Consider the following 17,861-nt stretch of genomic DNA (forward strand, 5'->3'; position numbering starts at 1 on the left):
TCCATTGAGGCATTCCCACGCAGAGCGTGGGAACGATCATCAGGTGACTATAGGGATAAGTCGCGGTTCGAAGCCTTGAGGAATTCCTGCTTCAACTCTTCGAACGTATGCACCGCCGGAAACTGCGGAAACTCGCGGATCACGTTATCCGGCGCATGGAACAGAATCCCCGCATCCGCTTCGCCCAGCATGCTGGTGTCGTTGTAGGAGTCCCCCGCCGCAATCACCCGGTAATACAGGCTCTTGAAGGCCAGGACCGACTGACGTTTCGGATCTTTCTGACGCAACTGGTAACTGGTCACCCGCCCGGTGTCATCGGTAATCAGTCGATGGCAAAGCAAGGTCGGAAAGCCCAGCTGACGCATCAGCGGCTGGGAAAACTCGTAGAACGTGTCCGACAGAATCACCACCTGAAACCGCTCGCGCAGCCAGTTGACGAACTCCACCGCGCCCTCCAGCGGCTTGAGGGTCGCGATCACTTCCTGGATGTCCGAAAGCTTCAAGCCATGCTCGTCGAGGATGCGCAGGCGCTGTTTCATCAGCACGTCGTAGTCGGGAATGTCCCGGGTGGTGGCCTTGAGCGATTCGATTCCGGTTTTTTCGGCGAAGGCGATCCAGATTTCCGGCACCAGCACCCCTTCAAGATCAAGACAGGCAATTTCCACAAGACACTCCCGTTTGTAATGTTTATTGAGTCGAGCGAGCCCGAACTCTAGCGGCTCGACCTGGAGCGTGCAACGCAGAGGCCGCCCCGGCGGGCGTTGCTTTTTGTTAACATCGCCGCCATATAGAGCGCCCAGCGCCACCGACCTGTAGGAAGCCGCCCTGATGAGCCCAACGTTCGACGTCGTGGAACTCGCCACGACCTATGCCAACAAATCCGCGCAGGACATCCTCAAACTCGCGTTCGCCGAGTTCGGCGATGACCTGTGGATATCTTTCAGCGGCGCCGAGGATGTGGTGCTGGTGGACATGGCCTGGAAGCTGAACAAGAACGTCAAGGTGTTCAGTCTCGACACCGGTCGCCTGCATCCGGAAACCTACCGTTTCATCGATCAGGTGCGCGAGCACTACAAGATCGACATCGAACTGGTCTCACCGGACTACACGAAACTTGAACCGTTCGTGAAGGAAAAAGGCCTGTTCAGTTTCTACAAGGACGGCCATGGCGAATGCTGCGGGATCCGCAAGATCGAGCCGCTGCGCCGCAAACTCTCCGACGTGAAGGCCTGGGCCACCGGCCAGCGCCGCGATCAAAGCCCTGGCACCCGCAGCGCCGTGGCGGTGATGGAAATCGATACAGCGTTCTCCACCCCGGAGCGCACCCTGTACAAGTTCAACCCACTGGCGCAGATGACCAGCGAAGAAATCTGGGGCTACATCCGCATGCTGGAGCTGCCGTACAACAGCCTGCATGAGCGCGGCTTTATCAGCATCGGCTGCGAACCGTGCACTCGTCCTGTCCTGCCGAACCAGCATGAACGCGAAGGCCGCTGGTGGTGGGAAGAAGCGACCCAGAAAGAATGCGGGTTGCATGCCGGGAACATCATCAGTAAGGCATAAGCATCGCTGTTGCCCCGTGGGAGCAAGTCAGCTCCCACAGTGTTCACCACCCGTCTTGAAAAATGTGTACACACGAATGTCACCATCGGTGCCATTTATGTGTGCACTTTTCGTTTCTGCGCCCTGAAAAGTTACATCAGGCTCCAAAAACACTCCCTCCCGGCGCCCGCCAAAATCCCTCCCGAAAAATAAATACCTGTTCGAACGGTCAATTTATATCGTCCGTATTTCAGCGACTTAGCGCTCTTCAATAACTTTTCGCAATCAACGATGGTTTTCATAGATCGCCGTCTGGCACAGATCTGGCTTTAGTGCATGCATGTTTTGTATACAAAACCGCAAAACATGAACCCACACTTTCGATCCGCAAGCCTGAAGCGCCCTATCCCGTACAGGCTGCAGATGCCCCGTAACCAGTGATGTTTTCACCGCCGCGACGAAGATCTGCCGAGCCCGAACGCTCATGCACAGTCATCGCGACCCGGACATCAGGAGCCTGCCGGAATGCGTACGAGTCTCTCCAATAACAACATCGCGCTGAATCTGCCCGCCTCTTCAACCCTCGACCACAGCGTGCCCGGTGACGGGATCGCCGAACCGCTGCAATTGAGCCCGCGTCTGCACAACAGTGACCTCGCACCGACCAAGGTCGAAGGACGGCGTTGGGGCAAATACAGCATCTTTGCCCTGTGGACCAACGATGTGCACAACATCGCCAATTACTCGTTTGCCATCGGTCTGTACGCCCTGGGCCTGGGCGGCTGGCAGATTCTGCTGTCGCTGGGGATCGGCGCGGCGCTGGTGTATTTCTTCATGAACCTGTCCGGCTACATGGGACAGAAAACCGGCGTGCCGTTTCCGGTGATCAGCCGGATCAGTTTCGGCATTCATGGGGCGCAGATTCCTGCATTGATCCGGGCGGTGATCGCCATCGCCTGGTTCGGGATTCAGACGTACCTGGCGTCAGTGGTGTTTCGCGTGCTGCTCACGGCGATCCATCCCGGTTTCGCCGACTACGATCACAACTCGATCCTCGGCCTGTCGAGCCTGGGCTGGGTGTGTTTCGTGGCGATCTGGTTCGGGCAACTGGCGATTCTGGCCTACGGCATGGAAATGGTCCGCCGCTACGAAGCCTTCGCCGGGCCGGTGATTCTGCTGACCGTCGCCTGCCTCGCCGCGTGGATGTACACCCAGGCCAACGCGACCATTGCCTGGTCGATCCGCGAACCCCTGACCGGCGGTGAGATGTGGCGCAACATCTTTGCCGGCGGCGCCTTGTGGCTGGCGATCTACGGCACGCTGATCCTCAATTTCTGCGATTTCGCTCGCTCTTCACCGTGCCGCAAAACCATCAAGGTCGGAAATTTCTGGGGCCTGCCGGTCAATATTCTGGTGTTCGCCGGGATCACCGTCCTGCTGTGCGGTGCGCAATTTCAGATCAACGGCCGGATCATCGAAAGCCCGACCGAAATCATTGCTTCGATTCCCAACACGTTCTTTCTGGTGCTCGGCTGCCTGGCCTTCCTGATCGTCACCGTGGCGGTGAACATCATGGCCAACTTCGTCGCCCCGGCCTTCGTGCTGAGCAACCTGGCGCCGAAATACCTGACCTTCCGCCGCGCCGGGCTGATCAGCGCAACGATTGCTGTGCTGATCCTGCCGTGGAACCTCTACAACAGCCCGCTGGTGATCGTGTATTTCCTGTCCGGCCTCGGCGCCCTGCTCGGCCCGCTGTACGGCGTGATCATGGTCGACTACTGGTTGATCCGCAAAGGCCGGATCCACGTGCCGCAGCTGTACAGCGAACACCCGAACGGTGCGTATTACTACAGTCGCGGGGTCAATCTGCGGGCGGTCGCAGCGTTTATTCCGGCCGCCTTGATCGCGATCGTTCTGGCGCTGGTGCCGGGCTTCCACAGCGTTTCGCCCTTCTCCTGGCTGATCGGCGCCGGCATTGCCGGGATGCTCTACCTGATCATCGCCAAACGCCAGCCGCACTACGCCGACGTCGACGGTGAAGCCATCGCCGTCGACAACGTCAGCCACTGAATCTTTTGGCGGCCCCTCGCGGGGCCGCAGAACCAACCGCAATAAGGACTTCCCATGCGCATTCTCGTGGTCAACGTCAACACCACCGAATCCATCACTCAGGCCATCGCTCGTTCGGCGCAGGCTGTCGCTTCCCCCGGCACCGAGATTGTCGGCCTGACGCCATACTTCGGCGCCGATTCAGTCGAGGGCAATTTCGAAAGTTATCTGGCGGCCATCGCCGTGATGGACCGGGTGATGTCCTACGACCAGCCGTTCGACGCGGTGATCCAGGCCGGCTACGGCGAGCACGGTCGCGAAGGTTTGCAGGAGTTGCTCAACGTGCCGGTGGTGGACATTACCGACGCGGCGGCCAGCACCGCGATGTACCTTGGCCACGCCTACTCGGTGGTGACCACGCTGGATCGCACCGTGCCGCTGATTGAGGATCGGCTGAAACTGTCCGGCCTGTGGGATCGCTGCGCCTCGGTGCGTGCCAGTGGCCTGGCGGTGCTGGAGCTGGAACACGAGCCGCAACGGGCGCTGGAAGCGATCGTCCATCAGGCGGAACTGGCGGTGACTCAGGATAAAGCCGAAGTGATCTGCCTGGGTTGCGGCGGCATGGCCGGGCTCGATGAGAAGATCCGTCAGCGCACTGGCGTGCCGGTGGTGGACGGTGTCACTGCGGCCGTGACCATCGCCGAATCGCTGGTGCGACTGGGCCTGTCGACGTCCAAGGTGCGGACTTACGCAACGCCACGTCCGAAAACCATCATCGGCTGGCCAGCACGTTTTGCGCGTTGAATCTGCCGCTCATCTGAAAATGAAGCCCCGGATGGTAGCCCCCTCCTTGCGCCCCCTTGTTTAGAGCCCTCAAAAGGAAGCCAATCAACCGCAGCCTTTGCACCTGATACTTCTGACAGTTGTGCCTGGTGGGATTCGCAGGCCCACTGACCGCTCGGCAACTCGATCAACGGCAGTTCCCGTTGCTTTCACGCAAATCCAGGAGGGTGAACATGAAAAATGCAACAGCTCGCTTGTACGCACTATTGATCCTTGGCGGCACCATGGCGTTTCTCAGCAGCACGGCGGCAACTGCAGCCGCGCTGTGCACGCCGCTCTGGTGCCCATAACGCTGAAGCATCAATGATGCGTTGTTGAACCGGCGCCTGCCTTCATTGGTGATCAGTGAAGGCAGGACGCTCAGTTACAACTCTTCAACTCGCAGCAAAGCGCGTGGCCAATCCCTGCTGCGCAAACTGCTCGATGACAAAATCGACGAACGCCCGAGTCTTGCCCGGTAGCAGTTTGTGTTCGGCGTAATAAATGGAGATGTTGCCGTCGTCGACGTACCAGTCCGGCAGGACCCGCTGCAACGTCCCCGCCTCAAGATAGCCGACGGCGAACGGCATGCTCACCAGCGCAATCCCCAACCCCTGCGCCGCCGTGGCGCAGGCGGCTTCGGAATCGCTCATGGTCATTCGCGCCTTGAGGGTCAGCGGGCTGTGTTGTCGGGTGCGATGCGTCAATTGCCAGGAGCGCACGCGACCAGTCTGCGGTGAGCGGATCAGGATGCCGTCGTGCAGTGTGAGGTCGTCCGGTTCGCTGATCGGTGCGTACCGATCCAGATAATCCTTGGAAGCCACCAACACCCGATGCGCTGGTGTCAGCCTGCGCGCCACCACGCCTTGGGGCAGTTCGAAGCCACCGCCAATCGCTGCATCGAAACCCTGGCCGATCAGATCGACCTGGCGGTTATCGAAGTGCCAGTCCGGGTTGATCGCCGGAAATCTTTTCAGGAATTCCCCCAGCAACGGCACGATGTACAAACGGCCGAACACCGTGCCCATGCTGACTTTCAGCGTACCCGCCGGTTGGCCGCCGGCGCTGGCCAGATTGTTCACCGCATTCTGGATAGTGGTGAGGCTGCCGCTGACCTCACTCAGAAACAATTGCCCCGCTTCCGTCAGGGTCAACCGACGGGTGCTACGCTGGAACAGCCTCACGCCGAGGCGCGCTTCCAGTTTCGCAACACTCTTACCCACGGCGGCCGGTGTCAGGCTCAGGCGTCGCGCGGCCTCGGCAAAGCTGCCGACTTCGGCGCTGCGCACGAAGCATTCGATACTGCTGAAGGTTTCCATGGCCGCCACTCTAAACTTTTGGTTTACACAGACTATAGCAAGCACGGTCTACTCGCCCGGTAGCGAGGGGCAGATACTCGACACCACACCAAGGCAGCCTGCCTTGAAACTTCTGGAGATCGAACATGACCACTCAACACCTCAGCGGTAAAGTCGCTCTGATTCAAGGCGGCTCTCGCGGCATCGGTGCCGCCATCGTCAAGCGCCTGGCCGCTGAAGGCGCCGCGGTTGCCTTTACCTACGTCAGCTCGGCCGCCAAGGCTGAAGAACTGCAAAACAGCATCACCGCCACCGGCGGCAAAGCCCTGGCGATCAAGGCTGACAGCGCCGACGCAGGTGCCATCCGCAACGCGGTGAACGCCACTGTCGAAACCTTTGGCCGCCTCGACATCCTGGTCAACAACGCCGGTGTGCTGGCCGTCGCGCCGCTGGAAGACTTCAAACTGGAAGACTTCGACCAGACCCTGGCAATCAACGTGCGCAGCGTGTTCATCGCCAGCCAGGAAGCCGCCAGACACATGGGCGAAGGCTCGCGCATCATCAACATCGGCAGCACCAACGCCGACCGCATGCCCTTCGCCGGTGGTGGCGTGTATGCGATGAGCAAATCCGCACTGGTCGGCCTGACCAAAGGCCTGGCCCGCGACCTCGGCCCACGGGGCATCACCATCAACAACGTGCAACCCGGCCCGGTCGATACCGACATGAACCCGGCTCACGGCGAGTTTGCCGACAGCCTGATCCCGCTGATGGCGGTGGGTCGTTACGGTAAAGCCGAGGAAATCGCCAGCTTCGTCGCCTACCTCGCAAGCCCGGAGGCCGGTTATATCACCGGGGCCAGCCTGACCATCGACGGTGGTTTCGGCGCCTGATTGATCAGATAGTCGATAACGAAAAACGCCGCCCCTCCTTTGACAGAGGGGCGGCGTTTTTATGTCGGCGGTTTGATCAGGCCCAGTCGAGCGCCGGCAATCCGCATGCACTCGGCGTGAACGCTTTCAACGTACGAAGAATCCCGTCGGCGTGTGCGTATTTTTCATCGGCCATGGCGGCATCGGGAATGGCGATGGCAGTCATGCCGGCTGCTTTCGCGGCTGTCACGCCGAATGGCGAATCTTCGAACACCAGGCAATCTTCCGGCGCCACACCCAGGCGGCGAGCGGCGGTGAGGAAGATGTCCGGTGCCGGTTTGGCTGCGCCGACTTCCGGGTCGTCAGCGGTGACGATGAAGTCGAACAGCGCGAACCAGTCGCGGTGCAAGGTGGTTTTCTGACCGAACGACTGACGCGATGAGCTGGTACCGACCGCAATCGGAATGTTGTGCGCCTTGAGGTGACGGATCAGTTCCTCGGCGCCCGGCATCGCTTGCGCGGTGGGAAAACGCTCGCGCATCAGCGGCTCGCGGATTACCAGAAACTCTTCGGCGGTGATCGGCAGGTCCAGCGCCTCAACCACGTAGCGCGCCAGATCGCCGGCGCCACGGCCGATGATGTTCTGCTTGATGCTCCAATCGAAGGTGCGCCCGTAACGCGCGGCAATCAGTGAGGTGACCTCGGTGTAGATGCCCTCGGTGTCCAGCAGCAAACCGTCCATGTCGAAAATCACGGCCTTGATCGGGCCAAACGCCTTCAGCGGTGCATTCATCATCGGATCCGTTATCAAAGACATCCCGAGCGGCGTGGATATCGCCGCTGCTCGGATCTGATTAAAGGGTTCAGCAGCATAACGAGCGCAGCCGAGGTTGAGCAACGGGCAATGTCGGTTGTCCGCAGAACGCCCTCCCACACATTTAGAGAATCGCCCTACAGACATCGCCTACTCGGCTGACTTCTTTCCTGTTCGATCCCCCGCAAAGTTTCGCGCCATTCCCCCGATGCGCGCGAGTGACTGCCAATGCTTCCACCTGATCCACTCCTGAAATTGAACAACAGCATTGGTTTGCTGGTGGTCGCTGCGCTGAACCCTGATCAGCCCGATGTCGAAAAGCTGTTTCAGGAGTTTCGCCTCTGTCTCAACAACTATGACGCCTGGGCCGAACAGTTCTGGACAGGCACCGCGCTGGGTGTCGAGCAAGTGTTCCAGGTCGGCAACGATGTCCGGCTCAGTGCACCGGTTGGCAGCCGCAGACCCATCAGTTCCTCCGTGGTCATGTGCCCCGCCACCGGCCCCCTGACGCTGGTGCACATGTTCGAAGCCGCACGGTTTGTGCCGATCGGCAACACGCCGGTGATCCTTGAACCGGTGATTTCCGATGTCGACGGCGTTTTGGGGTTCGGCGAACCGCTGCATCACACCATCGGCCCCACCGGCATTCTCGAGGTCAGCGACTGCGACCGGGGCCAGCGTTATCGCATCACCTTCTTTCCCGATGTTTCCACCGCGCATATCCAGGCGTTGTACGCCTCGTATCAGGGCCTTGTTGATGGCCTGGAAGGCTGGTTGCGTGAGGAATGGAAAGGGTTTCAACCGCAGTGGACGGCGTTTTCCAGCGCCGGTTTCACCGAGCGTTACGGGCAGTTGCAAAGGGCTGACTGGCACGGTTTCGAATCTGCGCTGAATGGCGTCTGGGATGACGTGAAACAGCTGTTTGCCCTGCTTGCAGATTTGCAGGCCAACAGCGAAAAGCTTCTGCAGTACCTGTCCAGCGCTGAGCTGGATGCCTTGCTTGAGGCGTCTTCCGAGGCCATCGCCAATGGCCTGCTGATGCTCAGCGATGAGCCGTTGCTGTTCATTTATCTGGCGGCCTTTACCAGCTGGCTGAAGATGCTGCCGCCACAGTATCTGGCCGAGGTGGTGGCTGAGGTTCGCGCTGAGCTGCTGGTCAGTTTTCTGCTGATGTGCGTGTCGGGTGGCATGGGCGTGCCACTGCGGTTGAGCACCAAGGTATTGGGCAAGATCAAGTCACCCCGCGCGCGGGAATGGCTGGCGGCGTCGGCGTTGCGGTTGGCGGAGCTGACCTCGGCGCCCGATCTGACCCGGCATGCGAGCGCGTTGAAACCGCTGATGGTCAATGCAGGTCCGGCACCGTTGCGGCCGACACCGGCTATTCCGCTGGAGGTTCGCACGGAGGATGCGCTGGTGCTGACGGTGCCTAATCCGGCAGCCATTGCCCGTGACAAGTCCCACGGCATGACGCGAATGGAGCGGCATGAGCCTCGGGATGATGCTTCGGATCAGGCAAAAAATCCCAACGGTGACAGTGCCGATTGTGCGCCGAGGACCTGCACCAATGGCTGTCCGGTTTCGATGGTCACCGGTGAAGAGCTGCTAACGCTGACCGATGGTGTGCTCGATGGGCTGCTTCCATTTGAGTTCAGCCGGTTGTACCGCAGCAGTGCGGCCGAGATCGATGTTGGGTTGGGGTTTGGCTGGAGCCATTCGCTGGCGCATCGGCTGGAGGTTGATGGCGCTTCGGTGGTCTGGGTCGACCATGAGAACCGGCGCACGCGGTTTCCGCTGCCGAATGTCGAGCGGCCGGCCATTCACAACAGCTTGTCGCGGGCGGCGATCTTTCTCGGGGATGAGCCGGAGGAGTTGATTGTTGCGCTGGCGGGGGACGCGGCGCGGTTTTATCACTTTCGGGTTGGGCGTCTGACGGCGGTCAGCGATGCGTACGGTAACCGGTTGCGTATTACGCGGGATCGTCTGGATCGCGTTGAGCGCCTCGATAACGGGGCCGGTCGTTCCCTGTTGCTGCGCTATGAGCGGGCGCATCTGGTCGCGGTCGATTATCAGGTTTTTCGGGAGTCTGCCTGGCGTACCGAGCAGACGCTGGTCAGCTACCGCTTTGATGCCCGCCATCGATTGATCGAGGCGTCCAACGCGGTCGGCGAGACTGAGCGTTACGACTACGACGACCAGCACGTCATCCTGCAACGGCAGCTGGCCGGCGGCGCGAGCTTCTTCTGGGAGTGGGAGCGTGCCGGCAAGGCAGCGCGTTGCGTGCGGCACTGGGCGTCGTTTTCGCAGATGGATACGCGTTACGTCTGGGATGACGCCGGCAGTGTCACGGTGCAGTACGTCGACGGCACTGAAGAAACCTACGTCCACGACGTTACGGCGCGGCTGGTGCGTCAGGTCGCCGCCGATGGTGGCGAACAGCTCAAGGCCTACGACGCGCAGGGCCGATTGGTCGCCGAGCAGGATGCGCTGGGGGCGGTCACCGAATACCGCTACGACGATGCCGGACGGCTGATCGCGCTGATTCCGCCGGACGATGCGCCGACGTCCTACGAATACCGCAACGGTTTCCTGCACAGTCGTTCACGTGGCGATGCCGTGTGGACGTACCGGCGCAATGCCCAGGGTGACATCACCGAAGCGGTCGACCCGGACGGCCACGTCACCCATTACCACTACGACGCGCAGGGGCGGTTGCTGTCGATCCGTTATCCGGACAGTGGCCGCCATGTGTTCATGTGGAATGACCTGGGCCAGTTGGTCGAGGAGAGCTTGCCGGACGGTGGGGTTCGCAAGTTTTCCTACGATGCCTTGGGGCGGCGGACGACGGTTCAGGACGAACATGGCGCGGTCACCCGTCACGCGTGGGACGCCGTTGGCCGGCTGATCCAGACCACCTCGCCGAATGGCGCCACCCGCGCCTGGTCCTACAGCGCCTACGGCCAGATCACCGCCGAACGCGATGAACTGGGGCGCATCACCCGCTACGAATATGACGACGACCTGCATTTGGTCAGCCGGCGGATCAACCCCGACGGCACGCAACTCCGGTACCGCTACGACCATGCGCAGCTGCTGCTGACGGAAATCGAGAACGAGTCGGGCGAAAAGTATCGGCTGGACTACACGCCCACCGGACTGATCCGACAGGAAACCGGCTTCGATGGCCGGCGTACGGCGTATGTCTACGACCGCAACGGTCATCTGCTGGAAAAGACCGAGTATGGCGACGACGGCTCGACGCTGGTCACCACTTACCAGCGCGACAGCGCCGGGCGATTGCTGCTCAAGACCCTGCCGGACGGGGTCGAGGTCAGCTACCGCTATGACCGTTTAGGCCGTTTGGTCGGCGTGGATGACGGCCAGGATCACCCGCTGGCTTTCGAATACGACCTGCAGGACCGGCTGGTGCGCGAGCATCAGGGCTGGGGCACCCTGCGTTACACCTACGACGCCTGCGGCCAGCTCACTCGCATGCGTCTGCCGGACAACAGCAAGCTCGACTACCACTACGCCAAGGGCGGCGCGCTGACCGCGATCGACCTCAACGGCGCCTTGCTGACCCGCCACGTCTACCAGAACGGCCGCGAACAGCAACGCCAGCAAGGCCTGCTGCTCAGCGAATATGCCTACGACGAACAGGGCCGCTTGAAGTCCCACGCCGTAGGCCATCAACGCAGTGCGCTGTACCGCCGCGACTTTGCCTACAGCGCCAACGGCAACCTCGAACACATCGCCGACACCCGCCACGGCCAGCGCAGCTACACCTACGACGCCCTCGACCGGCTGATCCGCGTGCGCCACACCCGCGACGATGTGCCGGAAAACTTTGCCCACGACCCGGCCGGCAACCTGCTGATGCAGGACCGCCCCGGCCCGACGCAGATCAAAGGCAATCGCCTGCAAATGCAGGGCGACCGGCACTACGACTACGACGCCTTCGGCAATCTGATCCGCGAACGCCGCGGCCGCGCGCAAACCCTCGTCACCGAATACCGCTACGACAGCCAGCACCGCCTGATCGGCCTGACCCGCCCCGACGGCAAAACCGCGACCTACCAATACGACGCCTTCGGCCGGCGCATCCGCAAAACCGTCGACGGCCAGAGCACCGAATTCTTCTGGCAAGGCGACCACCTGATCGCCGAAAGCAGCAAGGAACAGCACCGCAGCTTCATCTACGAACCCGGCACCTTCCGCCCGTTGGCCATGCTCGACGGCAAAGGCCCGAAACGCGCCTGCCCGTTCTACTACCAGCTCGACCACCTCGGCACCCCGCAGGAACTGACCGACTACAGCGGCGACATCGTCTGGTCAGCCAAGTACAGCGCCTACGGCAAGGTCACCTCGCTGGAGCTGGCGACCGAGGATTATCTCAATCAGCCGCTGCGCTTTCAGGGGCAGTACTTCGATGAAGAAAGCGGGCTGCATTACAACCGGCATCGGTATTACGACCCTGACTTGGGGCGGTATTTGACGCCGGATCCGGTGAAGCTGGCGGGTGGGCTGAATCAGTACCAGTACGTGCCGAATCCGACGGGGTGGGTGGATCCGTTGGGGTTGACGTCCAACTGTCCGCCCAAAAATGGAAAATCAGTTGCTTGTTCAGATTTTGGTGAGGTTGAGCTTCCGGATGTTTCCAGACGCGGCGCTTTTAGACAGGCAAAAGCTGATGCAGGGATTCCGAAAGGTCAACAGCCAGACGTACAGTTTGACGAAGTCAGTGGCAAACCAGGTCAGTTTATTTACATCAACATGACCGATATAAACGGCAAAAGCATCTTGAACGACTCCGGCATACCCATTAGAACTAGACAGTACATGTACACTCGACAGGATGGTTTCAAGCTAATATTGCAAGATCACTCTGCTGGACATAAATTCGGCGATGCTAGGAAAATTGGAGATCAAGGACCACACTTTAACATCCGTCCCGCAGCCAACCCAAGAACTGGAAAAGTCAAAAATACTGACGAGCACTATCCTTTTAGGAAATAGCCATGAAACACTGGAACGATATAGCAGAAAGCACTTTTTTCAACATGATTTTTAGCTCCCCAATAGCCATTGGAGAAATAAAACTTTTCATCTTAAATATCGACAACAATTACTCGACCGTCACATTAGGTTTCGATATACCTGAAATCCCGGACACTCCTCCGAAAAAATGGGAAAAAATGGGATTTAACGCTTGCCGCATAGGAATAACATGCAGCGAGATAGAGGATTTGGCATTACACAATCTACCTACAAACAAAAACCTGAGATTAACCATAAAAAATACTGGTTTACGATTTAGAGTTTCGGCCACTTCTGACGACTCATCAATACATTTCACGACAGCTTTTATATGCCTTCGCGAGCCTACGGTTTATCTGACCAGCACTCCATTCCATGAAACATGATTAAAACTTGATATTTTAACTTCCATCGCGATAGTTTTTTATTTGTAATAATTGCAATTTTTATCAAGAGATATGCGCAATTACTTTATTTTTTACAGATCAGAGTAGCCAAGTCGATTACCCAAATTTAAACGAACAACACACGAAAATTGCTGCAGGAAAATTGATGCGAGCACCCCATCACTCATCATCATCAAAATCCTCATACTCAAGCTCCTCCTCACCCTCCATAAGCGGAACCGTCGCATCATCCATCAACGACCCCGGATCTTCATTCCCCGGATCATTGATAAACGGCAATCCGCTCGGGCCTTTTTCTTCCTTGCCTTCGGTTTCGGGAGTCATGGCGCACCTCATTAATCTCAAATGTGTAAACGTTCGAAAAGTATGGTCGCTATTCGTTCCTGCGCATGACGCGCAGGCGCAAAAAACCCGGCATAAAGCCGGGTTTTCGTAGAACCGATCACTCAACGATGACGATTCTTGTGTTTGTACTTGTGCTTATGACCACCGCCGGAGTGCGACTTGCCGCCATCGTCACCCAGGTTGTTGCCGACCGCACCACCCGCTGCGCCGCCCAACCCTGCGCCGATGGTCGAACCGGTGGAGCCGCCGAGGCTGTTGCCGATCACTGAACCGCCTGCGGCGCCGAGGCCACCGCCAATGGCGGCTTCCGTGCGATTGCGTTTGTTCGCGCCGACAGCACTGCCGGCTGCACCACCAACACCAGCGCCCACCGCAGCACCGGTGCTGCCGCCGAGCTGGCCGCCGACCACGTTGCCCAGCGCGCCACCCAATCCGCCACCCACGGCGGCTGTGCCATCACCAGCGGCCATGGCGCCTTGAGCTACCAGTAATCCCAAAACCAATGCGGATAATGTCAAGCGCATACAGACCTCACAGGTCCCGAGTCGGGACGGTTCGCCCGCGGAGGGGGCTACGTAGCATTGGAGGCGAATTCGGGAAAAACGTTCAGCAACGAAAAGGCCCGGCATCAAACCGGGCCTTTTCAGACATGCGTTGGCAATCAGTGACGCTTGTGACCCTTGGACAGATTGCTGCCCACCGCGCCACCGGCTGCGCCGCCCAGGCCTGCACCGATGGTGGCGCCAGTCTTGCCGCCCAGGCTGTTACCGATCACCGAACCGCCCGCCGCACCGACACCGCCACCGATGGCTGCTTTGGTACGGGCACCTTTCTTGGCAGCCAATGCGCTGCCGGCAGCACCGGCTACACCAGCACCAATCGCTGCACCGGTGCTGCCGCCCATTTTCTGGCCAACCACGTTACCCAGCGCGCCGCCGAGACCGCCACCCAGTGCGGCGGTACCGTCACCAGCCATTGCACCTTGAGCAACCAGAAGCCCCAGAACCAGAGCAGGCAGAGTTAAACGCATGACGAAAACCTCAACAGAAGGAAGAAAAAAGGGCGCAGATTGAATGCTGTTGTCGCGGCAATGTCCAGCGTTGCAGCGCACTTGGCGCCGATTGGACAGCGGATATGGAAAAGGTTTTATGACGGACAAAAAAAAGCCCGCTGGGGAGACGGGCTGGAGACTTGCTTTCTAACGGATGGCTTCACCCTACTCAGGCGGGTGTGAAAAGTTTGTGAAAAAACCGGACAAAAGCTTCAATCAATGTAGGACGCTTCTCTACCAGGCAGGCATAAAAAACCCCGTTCAATGACGGGGCTCTGCGGGACAGGACTCACTTTCTGGAGCGGGTGGTGACCTTGGGCAGAAACTTCGCCTTCGGGCCCTTGGGTGCCGTGGACTTGATCTTGCCGGTCTGCACCGGATCCTCGCCAAATCCGGCCTGATACTCCGTCTGGCCGCAGCGCACGCAATTATTGAATGAAAATTCAGCCCCGTCGTCTTCGATGTACGGATCAGTCATCTTTGCTCCCCTTCTCAAATGCGGGCCGACACCGGCAAACCCTTTCGCCTGAAAAAATATCGACCTCCAAGGCTTTTGAGACTAGCCGGTCATTCCTGGACTTGTGGTTCAGATCACCCGGAGCCCGACGAATGGCCCACGGAAATTAAACACAATGACGAACCGTTGGTCTCACGCGGCTAAAGATTCCCGGCGACCGGCCGCTGCCCTTTTTCCTACGCAATAAATCTCAAGGAGAGAACATGGAAATCAAAGGATTACCGACACTGCCTGTTGTAAAGCTCACGGATGAACAGATCGCCGCCGGCAAGGCCGGGGCGGAGAAACTCAAGGAAAAGATCGCTTCGGGTGAAATCGTCATCAAGCAGCCAACCGGACCGAGTCCGTTGCAGCCTGGCGTGATCTACCACCCAGACCCGGTTCAGCCAGTTCAACCCGGCGATACGCCGCCTCTCGTCGCGAACGACACGCCGCTGACCTACGATTCGAAAGGCACCATCCTGCTCAAACCGCAGGGCTGATTATCAGCACAGAGCCCATTCCGTTGAATGGGCTCACTAGCCTCAGCGCAACTTGACCGCCGTACCGGTCGCAAACACCACAACCATGCCACCCTTCCCTGCGGGCATGCTGATCTCGAAATCCACCCCGACCACCGCATCCGCCTGCAAAGCCCGCGCACGTTCCTTGATCTCGTCAGTCGCCTGGATACGTGCCTCCTTCAATGCCCGCTCCAGCGTCTGCGAACGCCCGCCAAAAAAGTCCCGCATGCCCGCGAACATATCGCGAATCACATTCACGCCCTGCACCGACTCGGCACTGACGATGTCCAGATACGCCGTAATCTGCCGGCCTTCGATGGAGTGGGTGGTGGAAATGATCATGGAGGTCGTCCTTTTACATGCCGGATAAAACCGCGATTGTAATGCCCTGGCAAAGGGATGCCGAACCGATCTCTGTGACCAAAAAAATCCGGACGCCAGAATGCACAAAACCCCTGGTTTCTTTCGAAACCAGGGGTTTTGTTTACATCGAATTTGGCGGTGAAGGAGAGATTCGAACTCTCGATACAGTTTCCTGTATACACACTTTCCAGGCGTGCTCCTTAAGCCACTCGGACACTTCACCGTATCTCTTCAAACATGTTCTGTCTGTCGAGGCGCGCTAATGTAGTCGAAAGCTTTTCTGATGGCAAACTTTTTTTCAGAATTTTCATGCGGTTAAGCGAAAAAGCCGCGACCGCCATCGAGAGTCCATGGCGATCCGGCCAATCTCGGGCAAACGCGGCCCTTCTAGATAGGCGCGCAGGCGTCAGGCACCGGGCGCGTTGCAGCGCATCGGCCAGTAAACAGTGACTGGCGGGTCAGTCACAGTGCTTTACCTGACCGACGACGGTGGGTAACGTCTGCCCATCTTTCTTATAAGGAATTGCGCCATGAGCGACCTGATTGCCTACCACCTCGAAGACGGTATCGCGACCCTGACCCTGAGCAACGGCAAGGTCAACGCCATTTCCCCGGACGTGATCGCGGCCTTCAACGCGGCGCTGGATCAGGCGGTGGCGGATCGTGCCATTGTGATCATCACCGGTCAGCCGGGCATTCTCTCTGGCGGCTACGACCTGAAAGTGATGACCGCCGGCCCTAAAGAAGCCGTTTCCCTGGTGACCGCCGGTTCGACTCTGGCCCGCCGTCTGTTGTCGCACCCGTTCCCGGTGATCGTTGCCTGCCCGGGGCATGCCGTGGCCAAAGGCGCGTTCATTCTGTTGTCCGCCGACTATCGGATCGGTGTCGACGGCCCGTTCAGCATCGGTCTGAACGAAGTGCAGATCGGCATGACCATGCACCACGCCGGCATCGAGCTGGCTCGTGATCGTCTGCGTCGCTCGGCCTTCCATCGCTCGGTGATCAATGGCGAGATGTTTGATCCGCAAAGCGCAGTGGATGCCGGTTTCCTCGACAAGGTTGTCGCGGCCGAAGAGTTGCAAGGTGCCGCCCTCGCCGCCGCGCGTCAGTTGAAGAAGATCAACATGACCGCGCATAAGAACACCAAGCTGAAAGTGCGCAAGGCGCTGCTGGAAACCCTGGACAACGCGATCATTCAGGATCAGGAGCATCTGGGCTGACACCCGGCTCATACCGATTCTGAAAAGCCCGACCGTCGTGTCGGGCTTTTTCTTACACGCCCAGTTAAAAACTCTGCAGCAGCTCTAGGACGCCTCTGACCAACAAGTCGGAAACATGCGCTTAAACATCGCCCATCTCCGGACTCTATAGCGGCAATTGCCGAAAACAGTGCACATCCGTACACTGCGCCACCTTTTGTCCCGATGGGCCTGAAAATGCTGTTCGTGTTTCGTATGTTGTTGATGGGCCTGCACTTTATTCTGGCGGGAGTCCTCGGTGTGATCCTCGGGCTGTGCCGCCCATTCAATCCGGACAACAGTCGTCTGTGTGCCCGTCTCTATGCACTGCCGGCCATGTGCATTTTGCGTTTGCGAGTGAAAGCCGATGTCGGGCCGTTGATGAACAAGCCCGACAGCTGCGTGATCATCGCCAACCATCAGTCCAACTATGACCTGTTCGTGTTCGGCAACGTGGTGCCGCGCCGTACCGTGTGCATCGGCAAAAAGAGCCTGAAGTGGGTGCCACTGTTCGGGCAGCTGTTCTGGCTGGCGGGCAATGTGTTGATCGATCGCGGGAACGCGCACAAGGCGCGCCAGTCGATGCTGACCACCACCGACACTTTGCAGCACAAAGACACCTCGATCTGGGTCTTCCCGGAAGGCACCCGCAACCTGGGTGAAGAACTGCTGCCATTCAAAAAAGGCGCGTTCCAGATGGCCATCGCCGCCGGGGTGCCGATCGTTCCGGTGTGTGTCAGCAGCTACATCAAGCACATGCGTCTGAACCGCTGGCACAGCGGGAAAGTTCTCATACGCTCGCTGCCGGCAATTCCTACCGCTGGCCTGACCATGGATGACATGCCCATGCTCATTACCCAATGCCGCGAGCAGATGCGCGAATGTATCGATGCGATGGATCGGCAGCTGCAAGCCGCGTGAATAAAGAAGCCCGCCCAGTGCGGGTTTTCTTTTGCCCGGTGAACTGTGCAGATTTCACTGACTCTCAAGCAGCGACACGGCTAAG

The 17,861-nt window shown here is 59.0% G+C and carries 17 protein-coding genes and 1 tRNA gene; 9 read left to right on the forward strand and 9 right to left on the reverse strand.

All coding sequences use genetic code 11. From position 1 onward, the window contains the following. Positions 1-47: 47 nt before the first annotated feature. Positions 48-665: a bifunctional phosphoserine phosphatase/homoserine phosphotransferase ThrH gene (gene thrH, locus BMZ46_RS10725; RefSeq protein WP_074687613.1), complete on the reverse strand. Its 618-nt coding sequence runs from the start codon at positions 663-665 to the stop codon at positions 48-50. Positions 666-828: 163 nt separating this feature from the next. Here thrH and BMZ46_RS10730 point away from each other — a divergent pair, with 163 nt between their 5' ends. From BMZ46_RS10730 to BMZ46_RS10740, 3 genes are all read left to right on the forward strand, one after another. Next, entirely contained in the window at positions 829-1,563 is a 735-nt protein-coding gene (locus BMZ46_RS10730; protein WP_039769972.1) for a phosphoadenylyl-sulfate reductase, read from the forward strand. A 504-nt stretch (positions 1,564-2,067) separates the two neighbouring features. Next, positions 2,068-3,612: an NCS1 family nucleobase:cation symporter-1 gene (locus BMZ46_RS10735; protein WP_074687612.1), complete on the forward strand. Its 1,545-nt coding sequence runs from the start codon at positions 2,068-2,070 to the stop codon at positions 3,610-3,612. A gap of 54 nt (positions 3,613-3,666) precedes the next feature. Continuing rightward, positions 3,667-4,395 (forward strand): aspartate/glutamate racemase family protein, encoded by a 729-nt coding sequence (locus BMZ46_RS10740; protein WP_039769968.1) that lies wholly within the window; start codon positions 3,667-3,669, stop codon positions 4,393-4,395. A gap of 413 nt (positions 4,396-4,808) precedes the next feature. Here the strand turns inward: BMZ46_RS10740 and BMZ46_RS10745 are convergent, their stop codons facing one another. After that, the gene (locus BMZ46_RS10745) at positions 4,809-5,732 is read right to left on the reverse strand and encodes a LysR family transcriptional regulator (protein WP_039769967.1); all 924 of its coding nucleotides are present in this window, start codon (positions 5,730-5,732) and stop codon (positions 4,809-4,811) included. A 125-nt stretch (positions 5,733-5,857) separates the two neighbouring features. Between BMZ46_RS10745 and BMZ46_RS10750 the strand changes: the two genes are divergently transcribed. Then, the gene (locus BMZ46_RS10750; protein ID WP_039769965.1) at positions 5,858-6,604 is read left to right on the forward strand and encodes a 3-oxoacyl-ACP reductase family protein; all 747 of its coding nucleotides are present in this window, start codon (positions 5,858-5,860) and stop codon (positions 6,602-6,604) included. 76 nt (positions 6,605-6,680) lie between these two features. On the opposite strand, the gene BMZ46_RS10755 is transcribed toward BMZ46_RS10750, so the two are convergent. Next, positions 6,681-7,376, reverse strand: coding sequence for an HAD-IA family hydrolase (locus BMZ46_RS10755; protein ID WP_039769963.1), 696 nt, complete (start codon positions 7,374-7,376; stop codon positions 6,681-6,683). 249 nt (positions 7,377-7,625) lie between these two features. Between BMZ46_RS10755 and BMZ46_RS10760 the strand changes: the two genes are divergently transcribed. Then, entirely contained in the window at positions 7,626-12,410 is a 4,785-nt protein-coding gene (locus BMZ46_RS10760; RefSeq protein ID WP_092163865.1) for an RHS repeat-associated core domain-containing protein, read from the forward strand. Between the two features lie 2 nt (positions 12,411-12,412). Further along, on the forward strand, positions 12,413-12,817 hold the full coding sequence (locus BMZ46_RS10765) for an Imm50 family immunity protein (protein WP_074687611.1): 405 nt from the start codon (positions 12,413-12,415) through the stop codon (positions 12,815-12,817). 180 nt (positions 12,818-12,997) lie between these two features. Here the strand turns inward: BMZ46_RS10765 and BMZ46_RS29320 are convergent, their stop codons facing one another. The 4 genes from BMZ46_RS29320 to BMZ46_RS10780 all read right to left on the reverse strand — a co-directional run bounded on the left by BMZ46_RS29320 (position 12,998) and on the right by BMZ46_RS10780 (position 14,712). Beyond that, complete coding sequence (locus BMZ46_RS29320) at positions 12,998-13,162, reverse strand: hypothetical protein (protein ID WP_169429543.1); 165 nt, start codon at positions 13,160-13,162, stop codon at positions 12,998-13,000. A gap of 122 nt (positions 13,163-13,284) precedes the next feature. Further along, the gene (locus BMZ46_RS10770; RefSeq protein WP_039769957.1) at positions 13,285-13,707 is read right to left on the reverse strand and encodes a glycine zipper domain-containing protein; all 423 of its coding nucleotides are present in this window, start codon (positions 13,705-13,707) and stop codon (positions 13,285-13,287) included. A 137-nt stretch (positions 13,708-13,844) separates the two neighbouring features. After that, entirely contained in the window at positions 13,845-14,213 is a 369-nt protein-coding gene (locus BMZ46_RS10775; protein ID WP_039769955.1) for a glycine zipper domain-containing protein, read from the reverse strand. Between the two features lie 310 nt (positions 14,214-14,523). Then, on the reverse strand, positions 14,524-14,712 hold the full coding sequence (locus BMZ46_RS10780) for a hypothetical protein (protein WP_039769953.1): 189 nt from the start codon (positions 14,710-14,712) through the stop codon (positions 14,524-14,526). Positions 14,713-14,954: 242 nt separating this feature from the next. Here BMZ46_RS10780 and BMZ46_RS10785 point away from each other — a divergent pair, with 242 nt between their 5' ends. Beyond that, the gene (locus tag BMZ46_RS10785; RefSeq protein WP_039769951.1) at positions 14,955-15,233 is read left to right on the forward strand and encodes a hypothetical protein; all 279 of its coding nucleotides are present in this window, start codon (positions 14,955-14,957) and stop codon (positions 15,231-15,233) included. Between the two features lie 42 nt (positions 15,234-15,275). Here the strand turns inward: BMZ46_RS10785 and BMZ46_RS10790 are convergent, their stop codons facing one another. Together BMZ46_RS10790 and BMZ46_RS10795 are read right to left on the reverse strand one after the other, a co-directional pair. Further along, complete coding sequence (locus BMZ46_RS10790; RefSeq protein ID WP_039769949.1) at positions 15,276-15,596, reverse strand: YbjQ family protein; 321 nt, start codon at positions 15,594-15,596, stop codon at positions 15,276-15,278. 154 nt (positions 15,597-15,750) lie between these two features. Beyond that, positions 15,751-15,840, reverse strand: a tRNA-Ser gene (locus BMZ46_RS10795). Between the two features lie 307 nt (positions 15,841-16,147). On the opposite strand from BMZ46_RS10795, the gene BMZ46_RS10800 reads away from it, so the two are divergent. Together BMZ46_RS10800 and BMZ46_RS10805 are read left to right on the forward strand one after the other, a co-directional pair. Then, positions 16,148-16,837: a crotonase/enoyl-CoA hydratase family protein gene (locus BMZ46_RS10800; protein ID WP_011333225.1), complete on the forward strand. Its 690-nt coding sequence runs from the start codon at positions 16,148-16,150 to the stop codon at positions 16,835-16,837. Between the two features lie 216 nt (positions 16,838-17,053). Beyond that, a complete protein-coding gene (locus BMZ46_RS10805) occupies positions 17,054-17,776 on the forward strand; it encodes a 1-acylglycerol-3-phosphate O-acyltransferase (RefSeq protein ID WP_074687887.1) in 723 nt (240 codons plus the stop codon). Positions 17,777-17,861: the final 85 nt, after the last annotated feature.

The sequence above is a fragment of the Pseudomonas sp. NFIX49 genome (assembly GCF_900115915.1).
Taxonomy (GTDB): Bacteria; Pseudomonadota; Gammaproteobacteria; order Pseudomonadales; family Pseudomonadaceae; genus Aquipseudomonas; species Aquipseudomonas pharyngis.